This window comes from Flavobacterium cerinum, from assembly GCF_024496085.1.
Taxonomy (GTDB): Bacteria; Bacteroidota; Bacteroidia; order Flavobacteriales; family Flavobacteriaceae; genus Flavobacterium; species Flavobacterium cerinum_A.
Map to the genome: position 1 here is coordinate 672746 of NZ_CP101751.1, position 12942 is coordinate 685687.

The following is a 12942-nucleotide window of genomic DNA, read 5'->3' on the forward strand; positions in this document are numbered from 1 at the left end:
TATGAGATCTTTAGCCGTATTAAGCCCTTCATTATTTGAAAAAACGGATGCCCGAAAAAGGCATCTGTTTTCCATCGATAATCTTCAGATACCTATTGGCCTTATAACCGCCAATAAACCTGATTTTGACGAACAATCCGATGATCATCAAAACTCCGTATTAGTCCGAAAACTTAGTTTTTCACTTAACTATCGCGATTTGGGTGTTATTGAAAATGCCTGGAGAAGAATCGAATCGCTCGATCAGGAAACCTATTATCCGATTGGTTCTGATTTTTGCGGTACTGTTGAAAAAATCGGAAAAAATGTTACCACATTTGCTGTGGGTGATCGGGTAGTCAGTAACAGCTTTTATCCGTTTCCCGAAAACAATGCTGTTCCCGGAATTCCATCTAACCATGCCAGCAGAGAGTTTGAAATTTACAATCAGGGCAAACTAATTAAAATTCCACAGGGAATTACGGCTGAGCAGGCCGGCGGAATCGGTATTGGTACACAAACGGCCATGTCTATGATTCGAAGAGCCGATATTAAACCGGGAGACAATGTTTTGGTAACATCCATCACCTCTAATACTGCTTTTTTCTTTTTAAATCTGTTAAGAGATTTGGATTGTACGGTATACGGTTTGTCGTATTCCGGTAAAAATGTAGAAAGTGTAAAGGCTCATTTTCCTTTTATAAAAGATGTTTTTAGTTTTAAAGACAATCAGCTACCGCAAAACTTATATTTTGATGTTGTATTAGATGCTTTTTCGGATACTTACCTTGTTCCGTTATCCGGATATTTGAATCTTAATGCACGATATTTAACCTGCGGCATTTACAATCAATCAGTAGAGAAGATTAAATCGGTTGAAAAAATCAATCTTACTCTTTTAATTGCCGGTTTAATGACCCGAAATGTTCAGTTAATCGGAAATTGTTTAGGAAATAGCGACGATTTACGAAACGGATTACAAAAATTTGAAAAAAATCCTTTAGTAATCGACAGTATTTTTACGGATAATGATCCGATTAAAGACTTCCTGGACAAAACGTATAATAATAACGGAGATAAATTCGGTAAAGTTTCTTTTATGTATTCCTAAAACGTTTCTTCCGTATATAAAAAAGCTGACTCATTTCTGGGTCAGCTTTTTTATTGGGCTGTATTTCTACTGGTACGGTAATTCATTATAATTCGAACACAACTCATTCTTTCGGTATTTATCCCGTTTAAAAACAAAAATGCCCTACCGTCTTTTCAAAAAACGGCAGAACATTTTTCAGAATATTTTAGAATAATCTATCTACAGTTTTACTATAATGCTAAACTTATTTTGAGATTATCCTAAAGTATTTTTGATGGATTATTAGTGTTTTCCTGCAAGCGTAATAGTTGCCGGAGCCAGAACTGTTGTTGCAAGTGTTATAAGAGTAAACAATGTCCCTCCGCTTACAGCGTTTAATTGATTGTCATTTAATTCTACTAAAGACGATTTTTGGAAAGCCAATTTATTTACATTTTGCTTTTTCATGATAAATTATATTTAAAACTGTCCTACTCTTTTAAGGATTTTCGGGTTACTCCTGCCTGAACTTTACGCGCGCTTGTCCATATTATTTTAAAAAGTTTACACTATTCAGTATATAACCTTTGTGTCGTAATAAAGGGGGCTTAAACTTTACAAATCGCCGTATTTAAATCGTACAAAAATTTAAAAGGGCAGTCGTAATTGTTAATAAAGTCTATTGCTTACTATATACCGCTATTTTGAAACTAAGTTTACACACTAATAGCTAGACTACTAAGCAATAATTGAAGGAGGAATTACTTTATTAAGAGGGAAGTTTGTATCGTGTTGATTATCATTTCCGATTTTAATTATTGTTCGTTACGACTTAAATTAAGAATCCGGAGTATCTGACAAAAACACTTCGTTGTTGTTTTGAAATGTGTTTCAATAAGCAATCATATTTCTCATTTATCAACAGGGCAAAGAAATATCGTTTTTTTATTCCACACAAACGATCAATACCTATTTTTATAAAAAACACACTCTTTTTACGAATTCAAAAAGATTAATTACCAGTACTTTACATTTAAAAATCACTATAAAAAAACAATTTAAAAATTCCCTTAAAAAGGGCTTCATAAAGGCTTATAAGTCGGCTAATTTCTATTTTCAATCCCATATAAAATAACAAAAGGCTGTTTTTACAGCCTTTTATTCATCTACCCTAATTCGGATATTATTTAAAAATATCTTTACTGATATTATAGCTAAGTGCAATTGATGCTACACCTACAGCTACACATGGTACAGTAGTCGCTCCGTCTACATTCATCATTTGTGAATCCGTTAATTCGGTTACGGTAGAAGCATTAAAGGCTAATTTGTTGTTTGCGTTTTGTGTTTTCATAATTATTGGTTTGGTTGAATTGTTCCTACTCTGTTATGGATTTTCGGATTACTCCCCTTTGAATCGGCAATCCGATTACTCAGCCTGTTGGAAAATATCTTTAGAGATATCGTAGCTCAACTTGATAGAAGCGATTGAGATTGCAACACATGGTACTGATGTAGCTCCGTCAACGTTCATCATTTGTGAATCTGTTAATTCCGTTACAGTTGATGCTGTAAAATTCAATTTGTTGTTTGCGTTTTGCGTTTTCATAATAAATGGTTTGATTAATTGGTTCTTACTCTATTAAGGATTTTCGGATTACTCCCGGTTCACAGCTAATTAGTTTGCTGCAAAAATATCTTTAGAGATATCGTAGCTCAACTTGATAGAAGCGATAGATACAGCTACACATGGTACTGAAGTAGCTCCGTCAACGTTCATCATTTGTGAATCCGTTAATTCCGTTACAGTTGATGCTGTAAAATTCAATTTGTTGTTTGCGTTTTGCGTTTTCATAATAAATGGTTTGATTAATTGGTTCCTACTCTATCTGGGATTTTCGGATTACTCCCGGTTAGCTTATTAGTTCGCAGCAAAGATTGCTTTCGAAATGTTGTAGCTTAATGCAATTGAGGCTACGGCAACTCCTACACATGGTACTGTTGTTGCTCCGTCTACATTCATCATTTGTGAATCGGTTAATTCCGTTACAGTTGAAGCATTAAAGGCTAATTTGTTGTTTGCGTTTTGCGTTTTCATAATAAATGGTTTGATTAATTGGTTCCTACTCTGTTATGGATTTTCGGATCACTCCCAGATAACTTATTAGTTCGCAGCAAAGATTGCTTTCGAAATGTTGTAGCTTAATGCAATTGAGGCTACGGCAACTCCTACACATGGTACTGTTGTTGCTCCGTCTACATTCATCATTTGTGAATCGGTTAACTCGGTTACAGTTGAAGCATTAAAAGCTAATTTGTTGTTTGCATTTTGTGTTTTCATAATAAATGGTTTGATTAATTGATTCCTACTCTGTTATGGATTTTCGGATTACTCCCGATTTGAATTATTAGTCAGCAGCAAAGATTGCTTTCGAAATGTTATAGCTTAATGCAATTGAGGCTACGGCAACTCCTACACATGGTACTGTTGTTGCTCCGTCTACATTCATCATTTGTGAATCGGTTAACTCGGTTACAGTTGAAGCATTAAAAGCTAATTTGTTGTTTGCGTTTTGTGTTTTCATGTTGATTATGGTTTAAGGTTAAGTAATTATGATAATAGATAAGCGATTCCGGCTCCTACTAAAGCTCCTCCTGCTGCTACAGCAATCGATATTAATAAAGACCCACCGTTTACATCTTGTAATTGAGAATCATTTAATTCTACTAATGTGCTTTTGTCAAAGCCTAATTTGTTTGCAGTTTGCGTTTTCATGTTGGTTATAGTTTAAGGTTAAGTAATTATGATAATAGATAAGCGATTCCGGCGCCTACTAAAGCTCCTCCTGCTGCTACAGCGATTGATATTAATAAGGATCCACCGTTTACGTCTTGTAATTGAGAATCGTTTAATTCTACTAATGTGCTTTTGTCAAAGCCTAATTTGTTTGCAGTTTGCGTTTTCATGTTGGTTATAGTTTAAGGTTAAGTAATTATGATAATAGATAAGCGATTCCGGCGCCTACTAAAGCTCCTCCTGCTGCTACAGCAATCGATATTAATAAGGATCCACCGTTTACATCTTGTAATTGAGAATCGTTTAATTCTACTAATGTGCTTTTGTCAAAGCCTAATTTGTTTGCAGTTTGCGTTTTCATGTTGGTTATAGTTTAAGGTTAAGTAATTATGATAATAGATAAGCGATTCCGGCGCCTACTAAAGCTCCTCCTGCTGCTACAGCAATCGATATTAATAAGGATCCACCGTTTACATCTTGTAATTGAGAATCGTTTAATTCTACTAATGTGCTTTTGTCAAAGCCTAATTTGTTTGCAGTTTGCGTTTTCATGTTGGTTATAGTTTAAGGTTAAGTAATTATGATAATAGATAAGCGATTCCGGCTCCTACTAAAGCTCCTCCAGCCGCTACAGCAATGGATATTAATAAGGATCCACCGTTTACTTCTTGTAATTGAGAATCGTTTAACTCTACTAATGTGCTTTTGTCAAAGCCTAATTTGTTTGCAGTTTGCGTTTTCATGTTGATTATGGTTTAAGGTTAAGTAATTATGATAATAGATAAGCGATTCCGGCTCCTACTAAAGCTCCTCCTGCTGCTACAGCAATCGATATTAATAAGGATCCACCGTTTACTTCTTGTAATTGAGAATCGTTTAACTCTACTAATGTGCTTTTGTCAAAGCCTAATTTGTTTGCAGTTTGCGTTTTCATGTTGATTATGATTTAAGGTTAGTAATTATGATAATAGATATGCGATTCCGGCTCCTACTAAAGCTCCTCCAGCCGCTACAGCGATTGATATTAATAAGGATCCACCGTTTACGTCTTGTAATTGAGAATCGTTTAATTCTACTAATGTGCTTTTGTCAAAGCCTAATTTGTTTGCAGTTTGCGTTTTCATGTTGATTATGATTTAAGGTTAGTAATTATGATAATAGATATGCGATTCCGGCTCCTACTAAAGCTCCTCCAGCCGCTACAGCGATTGATATTAATAAGGATCCACCGTTTACGTCTTGTAATTGAGAATCGTTTAATTCTACTAATGTGCTTTTGTCAAAGCCTAATTTGTTTGCAGTTTGCGTTTTCATGTTGGTTATAGTTTAAGGTTAAGTAATTATGATAATAGATAAGCGATTCCGGCTCCTACTAAAGCACCTCCTGCTGCTACAGCAATGGATATTAATAAGGATCCACCGTTTACATCTTGTAATTGAGAATCGTTTAACTCTACTAATGTGTTTTTGTTAAAACCTAATTTGTTTGCGTTTTGTGTTTTCATGATTTATTTGATTTATTGATTTATCCCTACTCTGTTCCGGATTTTCGGGAGACTCCTGTTTTATTATAGTATTATCCAGCCTGGAGAATATTTTTAGTCGTATGATAGCCTAATGCAATCACATACATTGCAAATCCCAGGCATGGTACCAGTATAGCACCGTCTGCATTCATCATTTGTGAATTGTTCAACACGGTTACTGTAGAAGCTTTAAAGTCCAGTTTATTTTGTGCTGGTGCTTTCATGATTTTGCTTCTCTTTAGTGATAACATCTTTTGTTATCGTATATCCGGTGTAAACGGATAACAGAAAAACAAAAATCACTGCCAGTTTTTTAAAAGAATATTTTTCCATAGCGCTATTATTTAATTATTTAGCATGTACCAGATATGCGATTCCGGCTCCGATTAAAGCTCCTCCTGCTGCTACAGCAATTGATATTAATAAGGATCCACCGTTTACATCCTGTAGTTGAGAATCGTTTAACTCTACTAATGTGCTTTTGTCAAAGCCTAATTTGTTTGCAGTTTGCGTTTTCATAATTGTACTTGATTTATTGATTTACCCTTACTCTATTCCGGATTTTCAGGAAACTCCGTTGCTATTTCAATTTTTACAGGATAATCTCAACTCAAAAGATCGTCCCGTTTACCATCGATCAGTTCATCAACTCAAACCTGTGTCTGAATTGAATTCCGGATTATTTTTCAATTGTTTTTCCTTGTTTTTTTCGGGTCAAAATGTCCCGGGTGATCTGATATCCGACGTAAAGTGCTATCAGAAAAACAAGAATCATCCATATATCGTCGGTAAAATTGCTTGTCATAGCTTTTTATTTATGTACCAGGTAAGCAATTCCGGCTCCGATTAAGGCACCACCTGCTGCTACCGCGATCGATATTAATAATGAACCTCCGTTTACATCCTGTAATTGGTTGTCGTTCAATTCCACTAAAGTGTTTTTGTTAAAACCTAATTTGTTTGCGTTTTGCGTTTTCATGATATTTGTTTTTTTAGTTATTAATTTTTAGATCCACTCATAGTAAATGGCCATAGCAACAGAAATTGCGATTGTTCCTGTAAGAACTGCCGAAGAACCACCTTGTACTTCGTTTAACTGATTGTCGTTTAACTCCGCTAAAGCATTTTTAGAGAAAGTCAGTTTGTTGGTGTTTTGCGTTTTCATAGGGTATAGTTTTAAAGGTTAAAGAATTACGTCTGCTATCATTCTTGTAAAAATGGATATCGGTACATAAGTGGATGTTCCGCCATTGATTTCATTTAGATGAACATCATTAAGCTCTACTAATACACTTTTAGTAAAAGCCAGTTTTTCTTGTAGATTTGTTGCTTTCATATTTTTCTTTTTTATTGGTTACTATTGGGCATAGCGGTTCCTGTGCAAGTGGAAAAAACAATTTCCATTACCTATTATCTGGATAATATGTTAAATGTGATTATTACTCCTCCGGACAGGAAAGAAAGAGCCGGAAGCGAATTAGGCTAATACCGCCAAATCTCTTACTACAGTTAGAATCGGAAGGCATACACATCCGGAACAAGTTTCCCCGCCAACAATTGTTGATCCTCCGTTAACTGTCATCATTTCAGCAGGGTTTAATTCTGCTACTGAATTTTTGGCAAAAGCCAATTTACTGTTTGCGTTTTGTGATTTCATCGTTTTTATAGTTTTAAGGTTGAAATTTTGTGATATTGCGTATCGGTCCGGGAAGCAGTATACAGTCTCCGCAGATCAATGTGGTTTGTTCATTATTTGTATCACCGCCACCTGCGATATGATACATGAATTCCATGTCCAGTTCCGTAACATCATTTTTCTTAAAATGAAGTGTATTGTTGTTTGCGTTTTTCATAATTAAAGCTGTCGGGTTATTCTTGTAATCATTGGACATAAACAAGTGGATATCGGCATAAAATCAGCAATTGATTCACCTCCTCCGTTAATTGCAGCTAATGTTGTTTCGCTTAACTCTATTACGGACTGTCTTTTAAAAGACAATTTATCTGATGTAGTTGTTTTCATACTATTCTGTTTTTTTAGTTTTCAAATTTTTCAGTAATCGTTTGGAATGTCATCGTAATCAGGGAAGTACTTGACGGTGTCAATGTTCCTCCTGCAATAGCGGTCATAGTTTGATCATTTAACTCGGTTATCGATCGTTTATCAAACGCAAGTCGGTTGCTAGTTTCTTTTTTCATAATCCCGATTACAATAATGTCATATCATATCCTGATCCGGTGGTCAAGACGATCAGTGAAGTTGTCCCTACAAAGATGGTACTTCCGGTTCCGCCGGCGATAGCGCTCATTTTTTGCTCATTTAGTTCAACCAATGAATTTTTGCTGAACTGTAGTGTTGTGTTCATTTGTTTTTTCATGATTCTATATTTTTAAGGTTAAAACTTTTTAATCGCAGGATTATGTTATACAATCTCCAGAGCTTCCGGCAAACGGACATGATGGTTCGCGTTGCTTCATTGCAACCTTTTATTCCCTTCTTATCATCGGGTTGTAAGCCCGTTTGCTATCGCTCTCTGATGATTACAAATGATTCAGATGTCCTAGCTGACGTGTTACGACTACACAATCACCACAGATAAAAGTTGTGGGTCCGTCGTTTGTATCAGCACCGCCCATGATCGATTTCATGGCATTTAAATCCAATTCTGCTATAACGTTTCTTTCAAATGAAAGTTTGTTGTTTTTTGCTGTTTTCATAAGTCGCTTTTTGACTATTATTGCGCTACTTTATTGATAGCCGTGTGCATCGTGATTAACACCAGCGATGTTCCGCCTACAAGCGTTACCGTCCCTCCGATAATGGCTGCCATTTTGGGTTCGTTTAACTCAACCAGGGCCATTTTCTGAAATTCCAGCTTTGTTACATTTTGTTTTTTCATAACTGCTTTTTTTAAGGTTAATCCGTTTTCTACCGTTCTTTTTAAAGATCTGTAGGAAGTAAACAGGTAATCTTACGGGATTACAGCTGTTTTTTTAGTTGATCGCATTGTTGATGCGGGTTGTCACAACCACACACTCTCCGCATACGAAAGTTGTAGCACCACCAATTACGTTTTGCATTACAGCGTTGTCTAATGTTACTACTGAATTTGTTTTAAATACCAGTTTATTTGTTTCTTGTGTTTTCATGATACTTGTGTTTTTTTAGTTTAGGTTATGGTTTCCGCATTATAGCAACGGTGATTCCATCTTATTTCAGGTTGAATCGTTCCTTATCACGGATTCCTTTTTTATTTTGTTGTTTTTTCGGTTTCCTCATTTCCGGCCATAATTATCCTGTTGCCAAACAGCGTATTGCTGCTCACATTCGGAAAAAACAGTTAAGAAAAGGGGATTTTATTACAATGCCTCAATCTGCATTATGGTACGGATAGCTGATAAACAGACACATCCGGTACAGGTTTCACCACCCATAATAGTGGATCCGCCATTTATTTCCAGCATTTCGAGATGATTTAGTTCTGCGATATCATTTTTCGCAAATACCAATTTGTTGATTTTGTTGTGTGTTTTCATGACAATCCCGTTTTATACCTGCGGCTTCATCATGTCTTTGATCTTGTCGCCGATATAATTGATAATCGCGTCCATTGATCCGCCGTTTACATTTAGTAACTGGCTGTCGTTTAATTCAGCAATTGCATTTTTAGCAAAAGCCAAACGGTTGGTGTTTTTTGTCGTTTTCATACTATTGCAGTTTTATACTTGTGGTTTCATCATATCTTTGATTTTATCGCCGATATAGTTAATAATTGCATCCATTGATCCGCCGTTTACATTTAGTAACTGACTGTCGTTTAATTCTACAATTGCATTTTTAGCAAAAGCTAAACGGTTGGTGTTTTTTGTCGTTTTCATATTGTTTATTTTTTTAGGTTAGATTTTGTTTTGTAAAGGAAAAACCAGTCGTATCTGATTATATTTCCAGTATGTCCTGATTTTCCCTTATACTTAAAGTACTATTATTGTGCTAGTTTAATAATCGTTCTGATTGGTCCCGGAACCGGAATACAGTCGCCGCAGATAATTGTAGTTTGATCTTGAATAATGGTTGTTCCACCACCTGCAATATTTCTCATTGCTGTTTGATCTAATTCTGCAACTGAACTTTTCTTAAAAGTAAGTACGCTTTTGTTTTCTTTTTTCATGATTTAAGTATTAAGGTTGATTAAAAATTGATTTGCATGTTTGTTTTGCTATTATAGCGGTCCGGCCATAGGGCTAAATTCATCTACATAATGACCTTTACTGGAGTTGACACAGAAAGTGCAACTTATTGGACTGTTGTTTTGCAGTACACTTGTACCGCCGTTAACACCTTGTAATTCTTCACCGTTAAGTTCAACCAGGGAACTTTTATAGAAGAACAGCATAGTAGTTCTTTGATTTTTCATAATTCTCGTTTTATTTAGTTAATAGATAGTCTGTTCAAAATACTTTTGAATAAAAACATAACCACGAGGAATCGGATTTGCCTGTTATTGCTTTTTCTTAGGCTTGGCTGTAAAAAATTGGGCCACAGCGCTAAAAAATCGCTTCATAGAAGCATAAAATCGGGATTCTTGTACTGTCTCGTCATTCAGCTCTACGATTGTATTTCTTTTAAATCGAGAAGGGCTGATCATTTTTTTCGTTTTCATGGCTTATTTTAAATTGCATTCTTTTTACATCCACAGGAATGAAGTAATTTTCATTTCTTCATGGTGTACCATTTATTTTCGGCTTACAATAGCGCTGTTTTTCGGTTGCTTATTTCGAAACCTTTAAGACGTGTGTAATGCCTGAATAAATTTTGTTCATTCCGATTCCAAATAGTATCGGAATCAGACCATTCCCGGTTAAGGGTTTAAAATGTACCAACGAAAGAAGGGAGTGAGTGGGTCTCTATAAAGGAGGGAACTTTTTTTATCAAAATTTGGCTTTAATAAATAAAAAGTTATCTTTGTAAAGATACTCCAACCTATAATTTGTTGGATTTCGTTTTGTAATTCATTCTATAAAACAGGGCCTTCCACGCTCTGTTTTATTTTTTTGTGTTTTTTGAGTAGCTACTCATATTAGAAATACTTTCGCTACCTAAAAACCCATCCGTTAATGTTTTTGAAATGCTATGATCAAATATCATTCATTTCTCATTCATCAACAGGACAAAGTAAGGACTATTTTTTCTCTCCCACAAACAAACAATGCCTATTTTTATAAAAAAACAGGCATCATTTTAAGGTTTAAAATACTAATAATCAGTTTGTTATAAAAAATATAATTTTATAAAACACTTTCTTCCTTATGCTTCATTTCTTCTATTTTTTTGATGTAAATGGAGGGTGTAATACCGGTTGCAGCCTTAAAATATTTGGTAAAAGAGTCCGAACTTTTATATCCGATCTCATCTGCAATCGAACTTACCGAGTAAGCTCTAAGTTTAGAATTATTTTTTAATTCCAATATAACATAGTTAATACGAAGCTCATTAATATAGGTACTGAAACTTTTACCCAATTCATTATTTACAATCTTGGACAGATAGGCCGTATTGGTTTTTAATTTTTTGGCTACACTATGAAGTGTACAATCTTGTCTTAAAAAGTATTTCTTTTCCTGAAGCTTTTCTAATTTTTCGAGAATATCATTAACCCTTTCATCTTTTATAATAAATGTTCCGTCAGCTGGGACAACATCTTCAATAAGCTCTTCTCCTTCTTCTGATTCAAAGGCTACTTCCTTAATTTCAGGCATTTCCGACATCTTATCCGCTTCTTCCGGTTCAATGATATCCTCTTCTTTACTGATTGTTATATTCGGAATCAGTTGACTTTCCAATATTTCTTCTTTGGACGGACTTTTTTCCGGTTTCTCTTGTTCTTCTAATAATTTTTTTGCTTCAAAATCATTAATCTTACCGATTAGAATATCAAATTTCTCCTGATTAACTCTGTCATTCCTTTTACTTCTAAAATAAAAGAACCCTAAAAAGCCGATCAATAATAAAACCGCAACAATCAGAATATTTTTTTGTTTGACCTCATCCGTTTTTTCCTGGTCTATCTTTTCTAGATCAATTTTATGCAAATCTTCAATCGTTCCGATCTTTTTAGCCGATTTTTTAGAATTTTCATCAATAAACTTCTGATAATAAAAGTTCGATTGCCCGATACTGTCTACAGCCTTATAATTCTCTGCCAGTAGTTTATAATAGTCCGTAAGTTCTTCCGGTGCAAATTCTGATTTATCCTGTTTAGAAAGTCCTGATTTGAGTATCTGGTTTGATTTATTATATTCTTTTTGCTCACTCATTAATCCGGCAAGACTTAACATAACCGTTGCTTCAATCCGTTTGTTTTTAATCTTCACCGATTTTTGCAAGGCATCATTTAGTATTTGTTCGGTCTGGTTATAATTTTTTTTCTTCAGATAACTCAATCCTTTTACATTCAGAAAATAAACTTCTAATTCCTTATCATTAGCCTGCTTACAATATTCCAATCCTTTTTTGATATAAATCATAGAGGAATCCGGTTGGTTCATTTTCAGATAGGCCTTTGCAATTTTAAGCTCAAGTGAGGCAAGTTCAGGTTTTGAAATATCACTATTCAGGTATCTTTTAAAAACAGCCAGGGCCTCACTGTGCTTCCCGATCTCATACTTTATATTCGCAATGCTGATACTGATACTCCTTACACTATACGAATCTTTTAATTTATTAGCCAGTTGTAATGCCTCGTTATATAATAGTAATGCCTGCTCAAAATTATACGTCTGATACAATAAACTTGCCTTATTAATCTTAGCCCGCAATACCAGATTTTGGTTATTAGCTCCATAAGCCTTGATAATCGCCTTATCGCAAAAATAAAATGCGCTATCCGTTTCCGATAGCGTCATACATACATAGCCCAAATAATTATAAGCAATAATTACATCGTTGTCTTCTTTTTGTTTCTCACTGATCGAAAGATAACGATGAATGTATTTTTTAGCAAGTGCCGGGTTGTTATAAATATATTTCTGAATAGAGTCTTTTAACTGATTCTTTGTATCTGTAGCTAAAACCGACTGAAAAGCCAATAGAAAAGCACAAAGAAAAACTCTTTTTGATAAGGAAAGCAACATATTTTAACAGGTTTTTATATAACAAAAATAGTGTTTTTTTTAATTAGAATTTTTTTTTATAACAAACTGACTCGCAATTGTTTACAAAAGTCAAAAGGTGTGTTTTTTTTATAAATTTAGGGAATCTTCACTTTGATAATCAGGCAATTAGATCTAGTTTTGAATCAACAATAAAAACCCACAGACCATGAAAACTACAAAAAACAATTTACTGAAGTTCAAAAAAACATCAATTGTTGAACTATCAAAAAGCGACTGTTCCAAAATAAAAGGCGGTAATAATATTACCGATCCGGACCGAAGCGGAATCTATTCCTTACTGTGTCCGACAACACATCCCACAAGACCTGATTAGTATACTAAGAGCCTCAATTGAGGCTCTTTTTTTTGACTATGTGTTAAACTTATTGTAATGCAATTTACAACATACAACATGC

The 12942-nt window shown here is 34.7% G+C and carries 38 protein-coding genes; 2 read left to right on the forward strand and 36 right to left on the reverse strand.

Translation table 11 applies throughout. The features are described 5' to 3' along the window. Position 1: 1 nt before the first annotated feature. A complete protein-coding gene (locus tag NOX80_RS02990; protein WP_256551854.1) occupies positions 2-1090 on the forward strand; it encodes a quinone oxidoreductase family protein in 1089 nt (362 codons plus the stop codon). 264 nt (positions 1091-1354) lie between these two features. On the opposite strand, the gene NOX80_RS02995 is transcribed toward NOX80_RS02990, so the two are convergent. The 36 genes from NOX80_RS02995 to NOX80_RS03170 form a co-directional block, all read right to left on the reverse strand. After that, positions 1355-1519, reverse strand: a complete 165-nt coding sequence (locus tag NOX80_RS02995; RefSeq protein WP_256551855.1) for a class I lanthipeptide — start codon at positions 1517-1519, stop codon at positions 1355-1357. A 715-nt stretch (positions 1520-2234) separates the two neighbouring features. After that, complete coding sequence (locus NOX80_RS03000; protein WP_256551856.1) at positions 2235-2405, reverse strand: class I lanthipeptide; 171 nt, start codon at positions 2403-2405, stop codon at positions 2235-2237. 75 nt (positions 2406-2480) lie between these two features. Then, a complete protein-coding gene (locus tag NOX80_RS03005) occupies positions 2481-2660 on the reverse strand; it encodes a hypothetical protein (RefSeq protein WP_256551857.1) in 180 nt (59 codons plus the stop codon). Between the two features lie 69 nt (positions 2661-2729). Beyond that, complete coding sequence (locus tag NOX80_RS03010) at positions 2730-2906, reverse strand: hypothetical protein (RefSeq protein ID WP_256551858.1); 177 nt, start codon at positions 2904-2906, stop codon at positions 2730-2732. A 66-nt stretch (positions 2907-2972) separates the two neighbouring features. Continuing rightward, on the reverse strand, positions 2973-3149 hold the full coding sequence (locus NOX80_RS03015) for a class I lanthipeptide (protein WP_256551859.1): 177 nt from the start codon (positions 3147-3149) through the stop codon (positions 2973-2975). Positions 3150-3215: 66 nt separating this feature from the next. Next, complete coding sequence (locus NOX80_RS03020) at positions 3216-3392, reverse strand: class I lanthipeptide (RefSeq protein ID WP_256551859.1); 177 nt, start codon at positions 3390-3392, stop codon at positions 3216-3218. A gap of 67 nt (positions 3393-3459) precedes the next feature. Then, positions 3460-3636, reverse strand: coding sequence for a class I lanthipeptide (locus NOX80_RS03025; protein WP_256551860.1), 177 nt, complete (start codon positions 3634-3636; stop codon positions 3460-3462). A 26-nt stretch (positions 3637-3662) separates the two neighbouring features. Next, positions 3663-3827 carry a class IIb bacteriocin, lactobin A/cerein 7B family gene (locus NOX80_RS03030; RefSeq protein WP_256551861.1) on the reverse strand — a complete coding sequence of 55 codons (165 nt, stop codon included), beginning with the start codon at positions 3825-3827 and terminating at the stop codon, positions 3663-3665. 26 nt (positions 3828-3853) lie between these two features. Beyond that, entirely contained in the window at positions 3854-4018 is a 165-nt protein-coding gene (locus NOX80_RS03035) for a class IIb bacteriocin, lactobin A/cerein 7B family (protein WP_256551861.1), read from the reverse strand. A gap of 26 nt (positions 4019-4044) precedes the next feature. Further along, positions 4045-4209: a class IIb bacteriocin, lactobin A/cerein 7B family gene (locus NOX80_RS03040; RefSeq protein ID WP_256551861.1), complete on the reverse strand. Its 165-nt coding sequence runs from the start codon at positions 4207-4209 to the stop codon at positions 4045-4047. Positions 4210-4235: 26 nt separating this feature from the next. Further along, on the reverse strand, positions 4236-4400 hold the full coding sequence (locus tag NOX80_RS03045; protein WP_256551861.1) for a class IIb bacteriocin, lactobin A/cerein 7B family: 165 nt from the start codon (positions 4398-4400) through the stop codon (positions 4236-4238). Between the two features lie 26 nt (positions 4401-4426). Beyond that, a complete protein-coding gene (locus NOX80_RS03050; RefSeq protein WP_256551862.1) occupies positions 4427-4591 on the reverse strand; it encodes a class IIb bacteriocin, lactobin A/cerein 7B family in 165 nt (54 codons plus the stop codon). 26 nt (positions 4592-4617) lie between these two features. Continuing rightward, on the reverse strand, positions 4618-4782 hold the full coding sequence (locus NOX80_RS03055; protein WP_256551862.1) for a class IIb bacteriocin, lactobin A/cerein 7B family: 165 nt from the start codon (positions 4780-4782) through the stop codon (positions 4618-4620). Between the two features lie 25 nt (positions 4783-4807). After that, the gene (locus NOX80_RS03060; RefSeq protein ID WP_256551861.1) at positions 4808-4972 is read right to left on the reverse strand and encodes a class IIb bacteriocin, lactobin A/cerein 7B family; all 165 of its coding nucleotides are present in this window, start codon (positions 4970-4972) and stop codon (positions 4808-4810) included. A 25-nt stretch (positions 4973-4997) separates the two neighbouring features. After that, positions 4998-5162: a class IIb bacteriocin, lactobin A/cerein 7B family gene (locus NOX80_RS03065; protein ID WP_256551861.1), complete on the reverse strand. Its 165-nt coding sequence runs from the start codon at positions 5160-5162 to the stop codon at positions 4998-5000. A 26-nt stretch (positions 5163-5188) separates the two neighbouring features. Continuing rightward, a complete protein-coding gene (locus NOX80_RS03070) occupies positions 5189-5353 on the reverse strand; it encodes a class IIb bacteriocin, lactobin A/cerein 7B family (RefSeq protein ID WP_256551863.1) in 165 nt (54 codons plus the stop codon). 71 nt (positions 5354-5424) lie between these two features. After that, a complete protein-coding gene (locus NOX80_RS03075) occupies positions 5425-5598 on the reverse strand; it encodes a hypothetical protein (protein WP_256551864.1) in 174 nt (57 codons plus the stop codon). Further along, entirely contained in the window at positions 5576-5707 is a 132-nt protein-coding gene (locus NOX80_RS03080) for a hypothetical protein (RefSeq protein WP_256551865.1), read from the reverse strand. The genes NOX80_RS03075 and NOX80_RS03080 overlap by 23 nt, the downstream gene beginning before the upstream one ends. A gap of 15 nt (positions 5708-5722) precedes the next feature. Further along, positions 5723-5893: a class IIb bacteriocin, lactobin A/cerein 7B family gene (locus NOX80_RS03085; RefSeq protein ID WP_256551866.1), complete on the reverse strand. Its 171-nt coding sequence runs from the start codon at positions 5891-5893 to the stop codon at positions 5723-5725. A 292-nt stretch (positions 5894-6185) separates the two neighbouring features. Then, positions 6186-6353: a class IIb bacteriocin, lactobin A/cerein 7B family gene (locus tag NOX80_RS03090; protein ID WP_256551867.1), complete on the reverse strand. Its 168-nt coding sequence runs from the start codon at positions 6351-6353 to the stop codon at positions 6186-6188. A gap of 27 nt (positions 6354-6380) precedes the next feature. Next, positions 6381-6539 carry a class I lanthipeptide gene (locus tag NOX80_RS03095; RefSeq protein ID WP_256551868.1) on the reverse strand — a complete coding sequence of 53 codons (159 nt, stop codon included), beginning with the start codon at positions 6537-6539 and terminating at the stop codon, positions 6381-6383. An 18-nt stretch (positions 6540-6557) separates the two neighbouring features. Further along, positions 6558-6710 carry a class I lanthipeptide gene (locus NOX80_RS03100; protein ID WP_256551869.1) on the reverse strand — a complete coding sequence of 51 codons (153 nt, stop codon included), beginning with the start codon at positions 6708-6710 and terminating at the stop codon, positions 6558-6560. A 141-nt stretch (positions 6711-6851) separates the two neighbouring features. Continuing rightward, positions 6852-7031: a class I lanthipeptide gene (locus NOX80_RS03105; RefSeq protein ID WP_256551870.1), complete on the reverse strand. Its 180-nt coding sequence runs from the start codon at positions 7029-7031 to the stop codon at positions 6852-6854. A 13-nt stretch (positions 7032-7044) separates the two neighbouring features. Next, positions 7045-7227 carry a hypothetical protein gene (locus NOX80_RS03110; protein WP_256551871.1) on the reverse strand — a complete coding sequence of 61 codons (183 nt, stop codon included), beginning with the start codon at positions 7225-7227 and terminating at the stop codon, positions 7045-7047. 2 nt (positions 7228-7229) lie between these two features. Further along, positions 7230-7397 carry a hypothetical protein gene (locus NOX80_RS03115; RefSeq protein WP_256551872.1) on the reverse strand — a complete coding sequence of 56 codons (168 nt, stop codon included), beginning with the start codon at positions 7395-7397 and terminating at the stop codon, positions 7230-7232. Between the two features lie 14 nt (positions 7398-7411). Then, positions 7412-7573 carry a class I lanthipeptide gene (locus NOX80_RS03120; protein WP_256551873.1) on the reverse strand — a complete coding sequence of 54 codons (162 nt, stop codon included), beginning with the start codon at positions 7571-7573 and terminating at the stop codon, positions 7412-7414. 8 nt (positions 7574-7581) lie between these two features. Continuing rightward, the gene (locus NOX80_RS03125; RefSeq protein WP_256551874.1) at positions 7582-7752 is read right to left on the reverse strand and encodes a class I lanthipeptide; all 171 of its coding nucleotides are present in this window, start codon (positions 7750-7752) and stop codon (positions 7582-7584) included. A gap of 163 nt (positions 7753-7915) precedes the next feature. Continuing rightward, the gene (locus NOX80_RS03130; RefSeq protein WP_256551875.1) at positions 7916-8092 is read right to left on the reverse strand and encodes a class I lanthipeptide; all 177 of its coding nucleotides are present in this window, start codon (positions 8090-8092) and stop codon (positions 7916-7918) included. A 17-nt stretch (positions 8093-8109) separates the two neighbouring features. Further along, positions 8110-8274 carry a class I lanthipeptide gene (locus NOX80_RS03135; RefSeq protein ID WP_256551876.1) on the reverse strand — a complete coding sequence of 55 codons (165 nt, stop codon included), beginning with the start codon at positions 8272-8274 and terminating at the stop codon, positions 8110-8112. 94 nt (positions 8275-8368) lie between these two features. Beyond that, complete coding sequence (locus NOX80_RS03140; protein ID WP_256551877.1) at positions 8369-8524, reverse strand: hypothetical protein; 156 nt, start codon at positions 8522-8524, stop codon at positions 8369-8371. Positions 8525-8734: 210 nt separating this feature from the next. Beyond that, entirely contained in the window at positions 8735-8911 is a 177-nt protein-coding gene (locus tag NOX80_RS03145) for a class I lanthipeptide (protein ID WP_256551878.1), read from the reverse strand. Between the two features lie 12 nt (positions 8912-8923). Beyond that, positions 8924-9082: a class I lanthipeptide gene (locus NOX80_RS03150; protein ID WP_256551879.1), complete on the reverse strand. Its 159-nt coding sequence runs from the start codon at positions 9080-9082 to the stop codon at positions 8924-8926. Between the two features lie 12 nt (positions 9083-9094). Continuing rightward, on the reverse strand, positions 9095-9253 hold the full coding sequence (locus tag NOX80_RS03155; protein ID WP_256551880.1) for a class I lanthipeptide: 159 nt from the start codon (positions 9251-9253) through the stop codon (positions 9095-9097). A gap of 104 nt (positions 9254-9357) precedes the next feature. After that, positions 9358-9543 (reverse strand): class I lanthipeptide, encoded by a 186-nt coding sequence (locus NOX80_RS03160; RefSeq protein WP_256551881.1) that lies wholly within the window; start codon positions 9541-9543, stop codon positions 9358-9360. Positions 9544-9594: 51 nt separating this feature from the next. Next, entirely contained in the window at positions 9595-9789 is a 195-nt protein-coding gene (locus tag NOX80_RS03165) for a hypothetical protein (protein ID WP_256551882.1), read from the reverse strand. Positions 9790-10660: 871 nt separating this feature from the next. Beyond that, complete coding sequence (locus NOX80_RS03170; RefSeq protein ID WP_256551883.1) at positions 10661-12505, reverse strand: helix-turn-helix domain-containing protein; 1845 nt, start codon at positions 12503-12505, stop codon at positions 10661-10663. 187 nt (positions 12506-12692) lie between these two features. On the opposite strand from NOX80_RS03170, the gene NOX80_RS03175 reads away from it, so the two are divergent. Then, positions 12693-12860, forward strand: a complete 168-nt coding sequence (locus tag NOX80_RS03175; RefSeq protein ID WP_256551884.1) for a hypothetical protein — start codon at positions 12693-12695, stop codon at positions 12858-12860. Positions 12861-12942 lie beyond the last annotated feature (82 nt).

Excerpts from the sequence above, each read along its gene's own strand:
- NOX80_RS02990 (WP_256551854.1), top strand. The coding sequence starts at position 2 with ATGAGATCTTTAGCCGTATTAAGCCCTTCATTATTTGAAAAAACGGAT.
- NOX80_RS02995 (WP_256551855.1), bottom strand. The coding sequence starts at position 1,519 with ATGAAAAAGCAAAATGTAAATAAATTGGCTTTCCAAAAATCGTCTTTA.
- NOX80_RS03000 (WP_256551856.1), bottom strand. The coding sequence starts at position 2,405 with ATGAAAACACAAAACGCAAACAACAAATTAGCCTTTAATGCTTCTACC.
- NOX80_RS03005 (WP_256551857.1), bottom strand. The coding sequence starts at position 2,660 with ATGAAAACGCAAAACGCAAACAACAAATTGAATTTTACAGCATCAACT.
- NOX80_RS03010 (WP_256551858.1), bottom strand. The coding sequence starts at position 2,906 with ATGAAAACGCAAAACGCAAACAACAAATTGAATTTTACAGCATCAACT.
- NOX80_RS03015 (WP_256551859.1), bottom strand. The coding sequence starts at position 3,149 with ATGAAAACGCAAAACGCAAACAACAAATTAGCCTTTAATGCTTCAACT.
- NOX80_RS03020 (WP_256551859.1), bottom strand. The coding sequence starts at position 3,392 with ATGAAAACACAAAATGCAAACAACAAATTAGCTTTTAATGCTTCAACT.
- NOX80_RS03025 (WP_256551860.1), bottom strand. The coding sequence starts at position 3,636 with ATGAAAACACAAAACGCAAACAACAAATTAGCTTTTAATGCTTCAACT.
- NOX80_RS03030 (WP_256551861.1), bottom strand. The coding sequence starts at position 3,827 with ATGAAAACGCAAACTGCAAACAAATTAGGCTTTGACAAAAGCACATTA.
- NOX80_RS03035 (WP_256551861.1), bottom strand. The coding sequence starts at position 4,018 with ATGAAAACGCAAACTGCAAACAAATTAGGCTTTGACAAAAGCACATTA.
- NOX80_RS03040 (WP_256551861.1), bottom strand. The coding sequence starts at position 4,209 with ATGAAAACGCAAACTGCAAACAAATTAGGCTTTGACAAAAGCACATTA.
- NOX80_RS03045 (WP_256551861.1), bottom strand. The coding sequence starts at position 4,400 with ATGAAAACGCAAACTGCAAACAAATTAGGCTTTGACAAAAGCACATTA.
- NOX80_RS03050 (WP_256551862.1), bottom strand. The coding sequence starts at position 4,591 with ATGAAAACGCAAACTGCAAACAAATTAGGCTTTGACAAAAGCACATTA.
- NOX80_RS03055 (WP_256551862.1), bottom strand. The coding sequence starts at position 4,782 with ATGAAAACGCAAACTGCAAACAAATTAGGCTTTGACAAAAGCACATTA.
- NOX80_RS03060 (WP_256551861.1), bottom strand. The coding sequence starts at position 4,972 with ATGAAAACGCAAACTGCAAACAAATTAGGCTTTGACAAAAGCACATTA.
- NOX80_RS03065 (WP_256551861.1), bottom strand. The coding sequence starts at position 5,162 with ATGAAAACGCAAACTGCAAACAAATTAGGCTTTGACAAAAGCACATTA.
- NOX80_RS03070 (WP_256551863.1), bottom strand. The coding sequence starts at position 5,353 with ATGAAAACACAAAACGCAAACAAATTAGGTTTTAACAAAAACACATTA.
- NOX80_RS03075 (WP_256551864.1), bottom strand. The coding sequence starts at position 5,598 with ATGAAAGCACCAGCACAAAATAAACTGGACTTTAAAGCTTCTACAGTA.
- NOX80_RS03080 (WP_256551865.1), bottom strand. The coding sequence starts at position 5,707 with ATGGAAAAATATTCTTTTAAAAAACTGGCAGTGATTTTTGTTTTTCTG.
- NOX80_RS03085 (WP_256551866.1), bottom strand. The coding sequence starts at position 5,893 with ATGAAAACGCAAACTGCAAACAAATTAGGCTTTGACAAAAGCACATTA.
- NOX80_RS03090 (WP_256551867.1), bottom strand. The coding sequence starts at position 6,353 with ATGAAAACGCAAAACGCAAACAAATTAGGTTTTAACAAAAACACTTTA.
- NOX80_RS03095 (WP_256551868.1), bottom strand. The coding sequence starts at position 6,539 with ATGAAAACGCAAAACACCAACAAACTGACTTTCTCTAAAAATGCTTTA.
- NOX80_RS03100 (WP_256551869.1), bottom strand. The coding sequence starts at position 6,710 with ATGAAAGCAACAAATCTACAAGAAAAACTGGCTTTTACTAAAAGTGTA.
- NOX80_RS03105 (WP_256551870.1), bottom strand. The coding sequence starts at position 7,031 with ATGAAATCACAAAACGCAAACAGTAAATTGGCTTTTGCCAAAAATTCA.
- NOX80_RS03110 (WP_256551871.1), bottom strand. The coding sequence starts at position 7,227 with ATGAAAAACGCAAACAACAATACACTTCATTTTAAGAAAAATGATGTT.
- NOX80_RS03115 (WP_256551872.1), bottom strand. The coding sequence starts at position 7,397 with ATGAAAACAACTACATCAGATAAATTGTCTTTTAAAAGACAGTCCGTA.
- NOX80_RS03120 (WP_256551873.1), bottom strand. The coding sequence starts at position 7,573 with ATGAAAAAAGAAACTAGCAACCGACTTGCGTTTGATAAACGATCGATA.
- NOX80_RS03125 (WP_256551874.1), bottom strand. The coding sequence starts at position 7,752 with ATGAAAAAACAAATGAACACAACACTACAGTTCAGCAAAAATTCATTG.
- NOX80_RS03130 (WP_256551875.1), bottom strand. The coding sequence starts at position 8,092 with ATGAAAACAGCAAAAAACAACAAACTTTCATTTGAAAGAAACGTTATA.
- NOX80_RS03135 (WP_256551876.1), bottom strand. The coding sequence starts at position 8,274 with ATGAAAAAACAAAATGTAACAAAGCTGGAATTTCAGAAAATGGCCCTG.
- NOX80_RS03140 (WP_256551877.1), bottom strand. The coding sequence starts at position 8,524 with ATGAAAACACAAGAAACAAATAAACTGGTATTTAAAACAAATTCAGTA.
- NOX80_RS03145 (WP_256551878.1), bottom strand. The coding sequence starts at position 8,911 with ATGAAAACACACAACAAAATCAACAAATTGGTATTTGCGAAAAATGAT.
- NOX80_RS03150 (WP_256551879.1), bottom strand. The coding sequence starts at position 9,082 with ATGAAAACGACAAAAAACACCAACCGTTTGGCTTTTGCTAAAAATGCA.
- NOX80_RS03155 (WP_256551880.1), bottom strand. The coding sequence starts at position 9,253 with ATGAAAACGACAAAAAACACCAACCGTTTAGCTTTTGCTAAAAATGCA.
- NOX80_RS03160 (WP_256551881.1), bottom strand. The coding sequence starts at position 9,543 with ATGAAAAAAGAAAACAAAAGCGTACTTACTTTTAAGAAAAGTTCAGTT.
- NOX80_RS03165 (WP_256551882.1), bottom strand. The coding sequence starts at position 9,789 with ATGAAAAATCAAAGAACTACTATGCTGTTCTTCTATAAAAGTTCCCTG.
- NOX80_RS03170 (WP_256551883.1), bottom strand. The coding sequence starts at position 12,505 with ATGTTGCTTTCCTTATCAAAAAGAGTTTTTCTTTGTGCTTTTCTATTG.
- NOX80_RS03175 (WP_256551884.1), top strand. The coding sequence starts at position 12,693 with ATGAAAACTACAAAAAACAATTTACTGAAGTTCAAAAAAACATCAATT.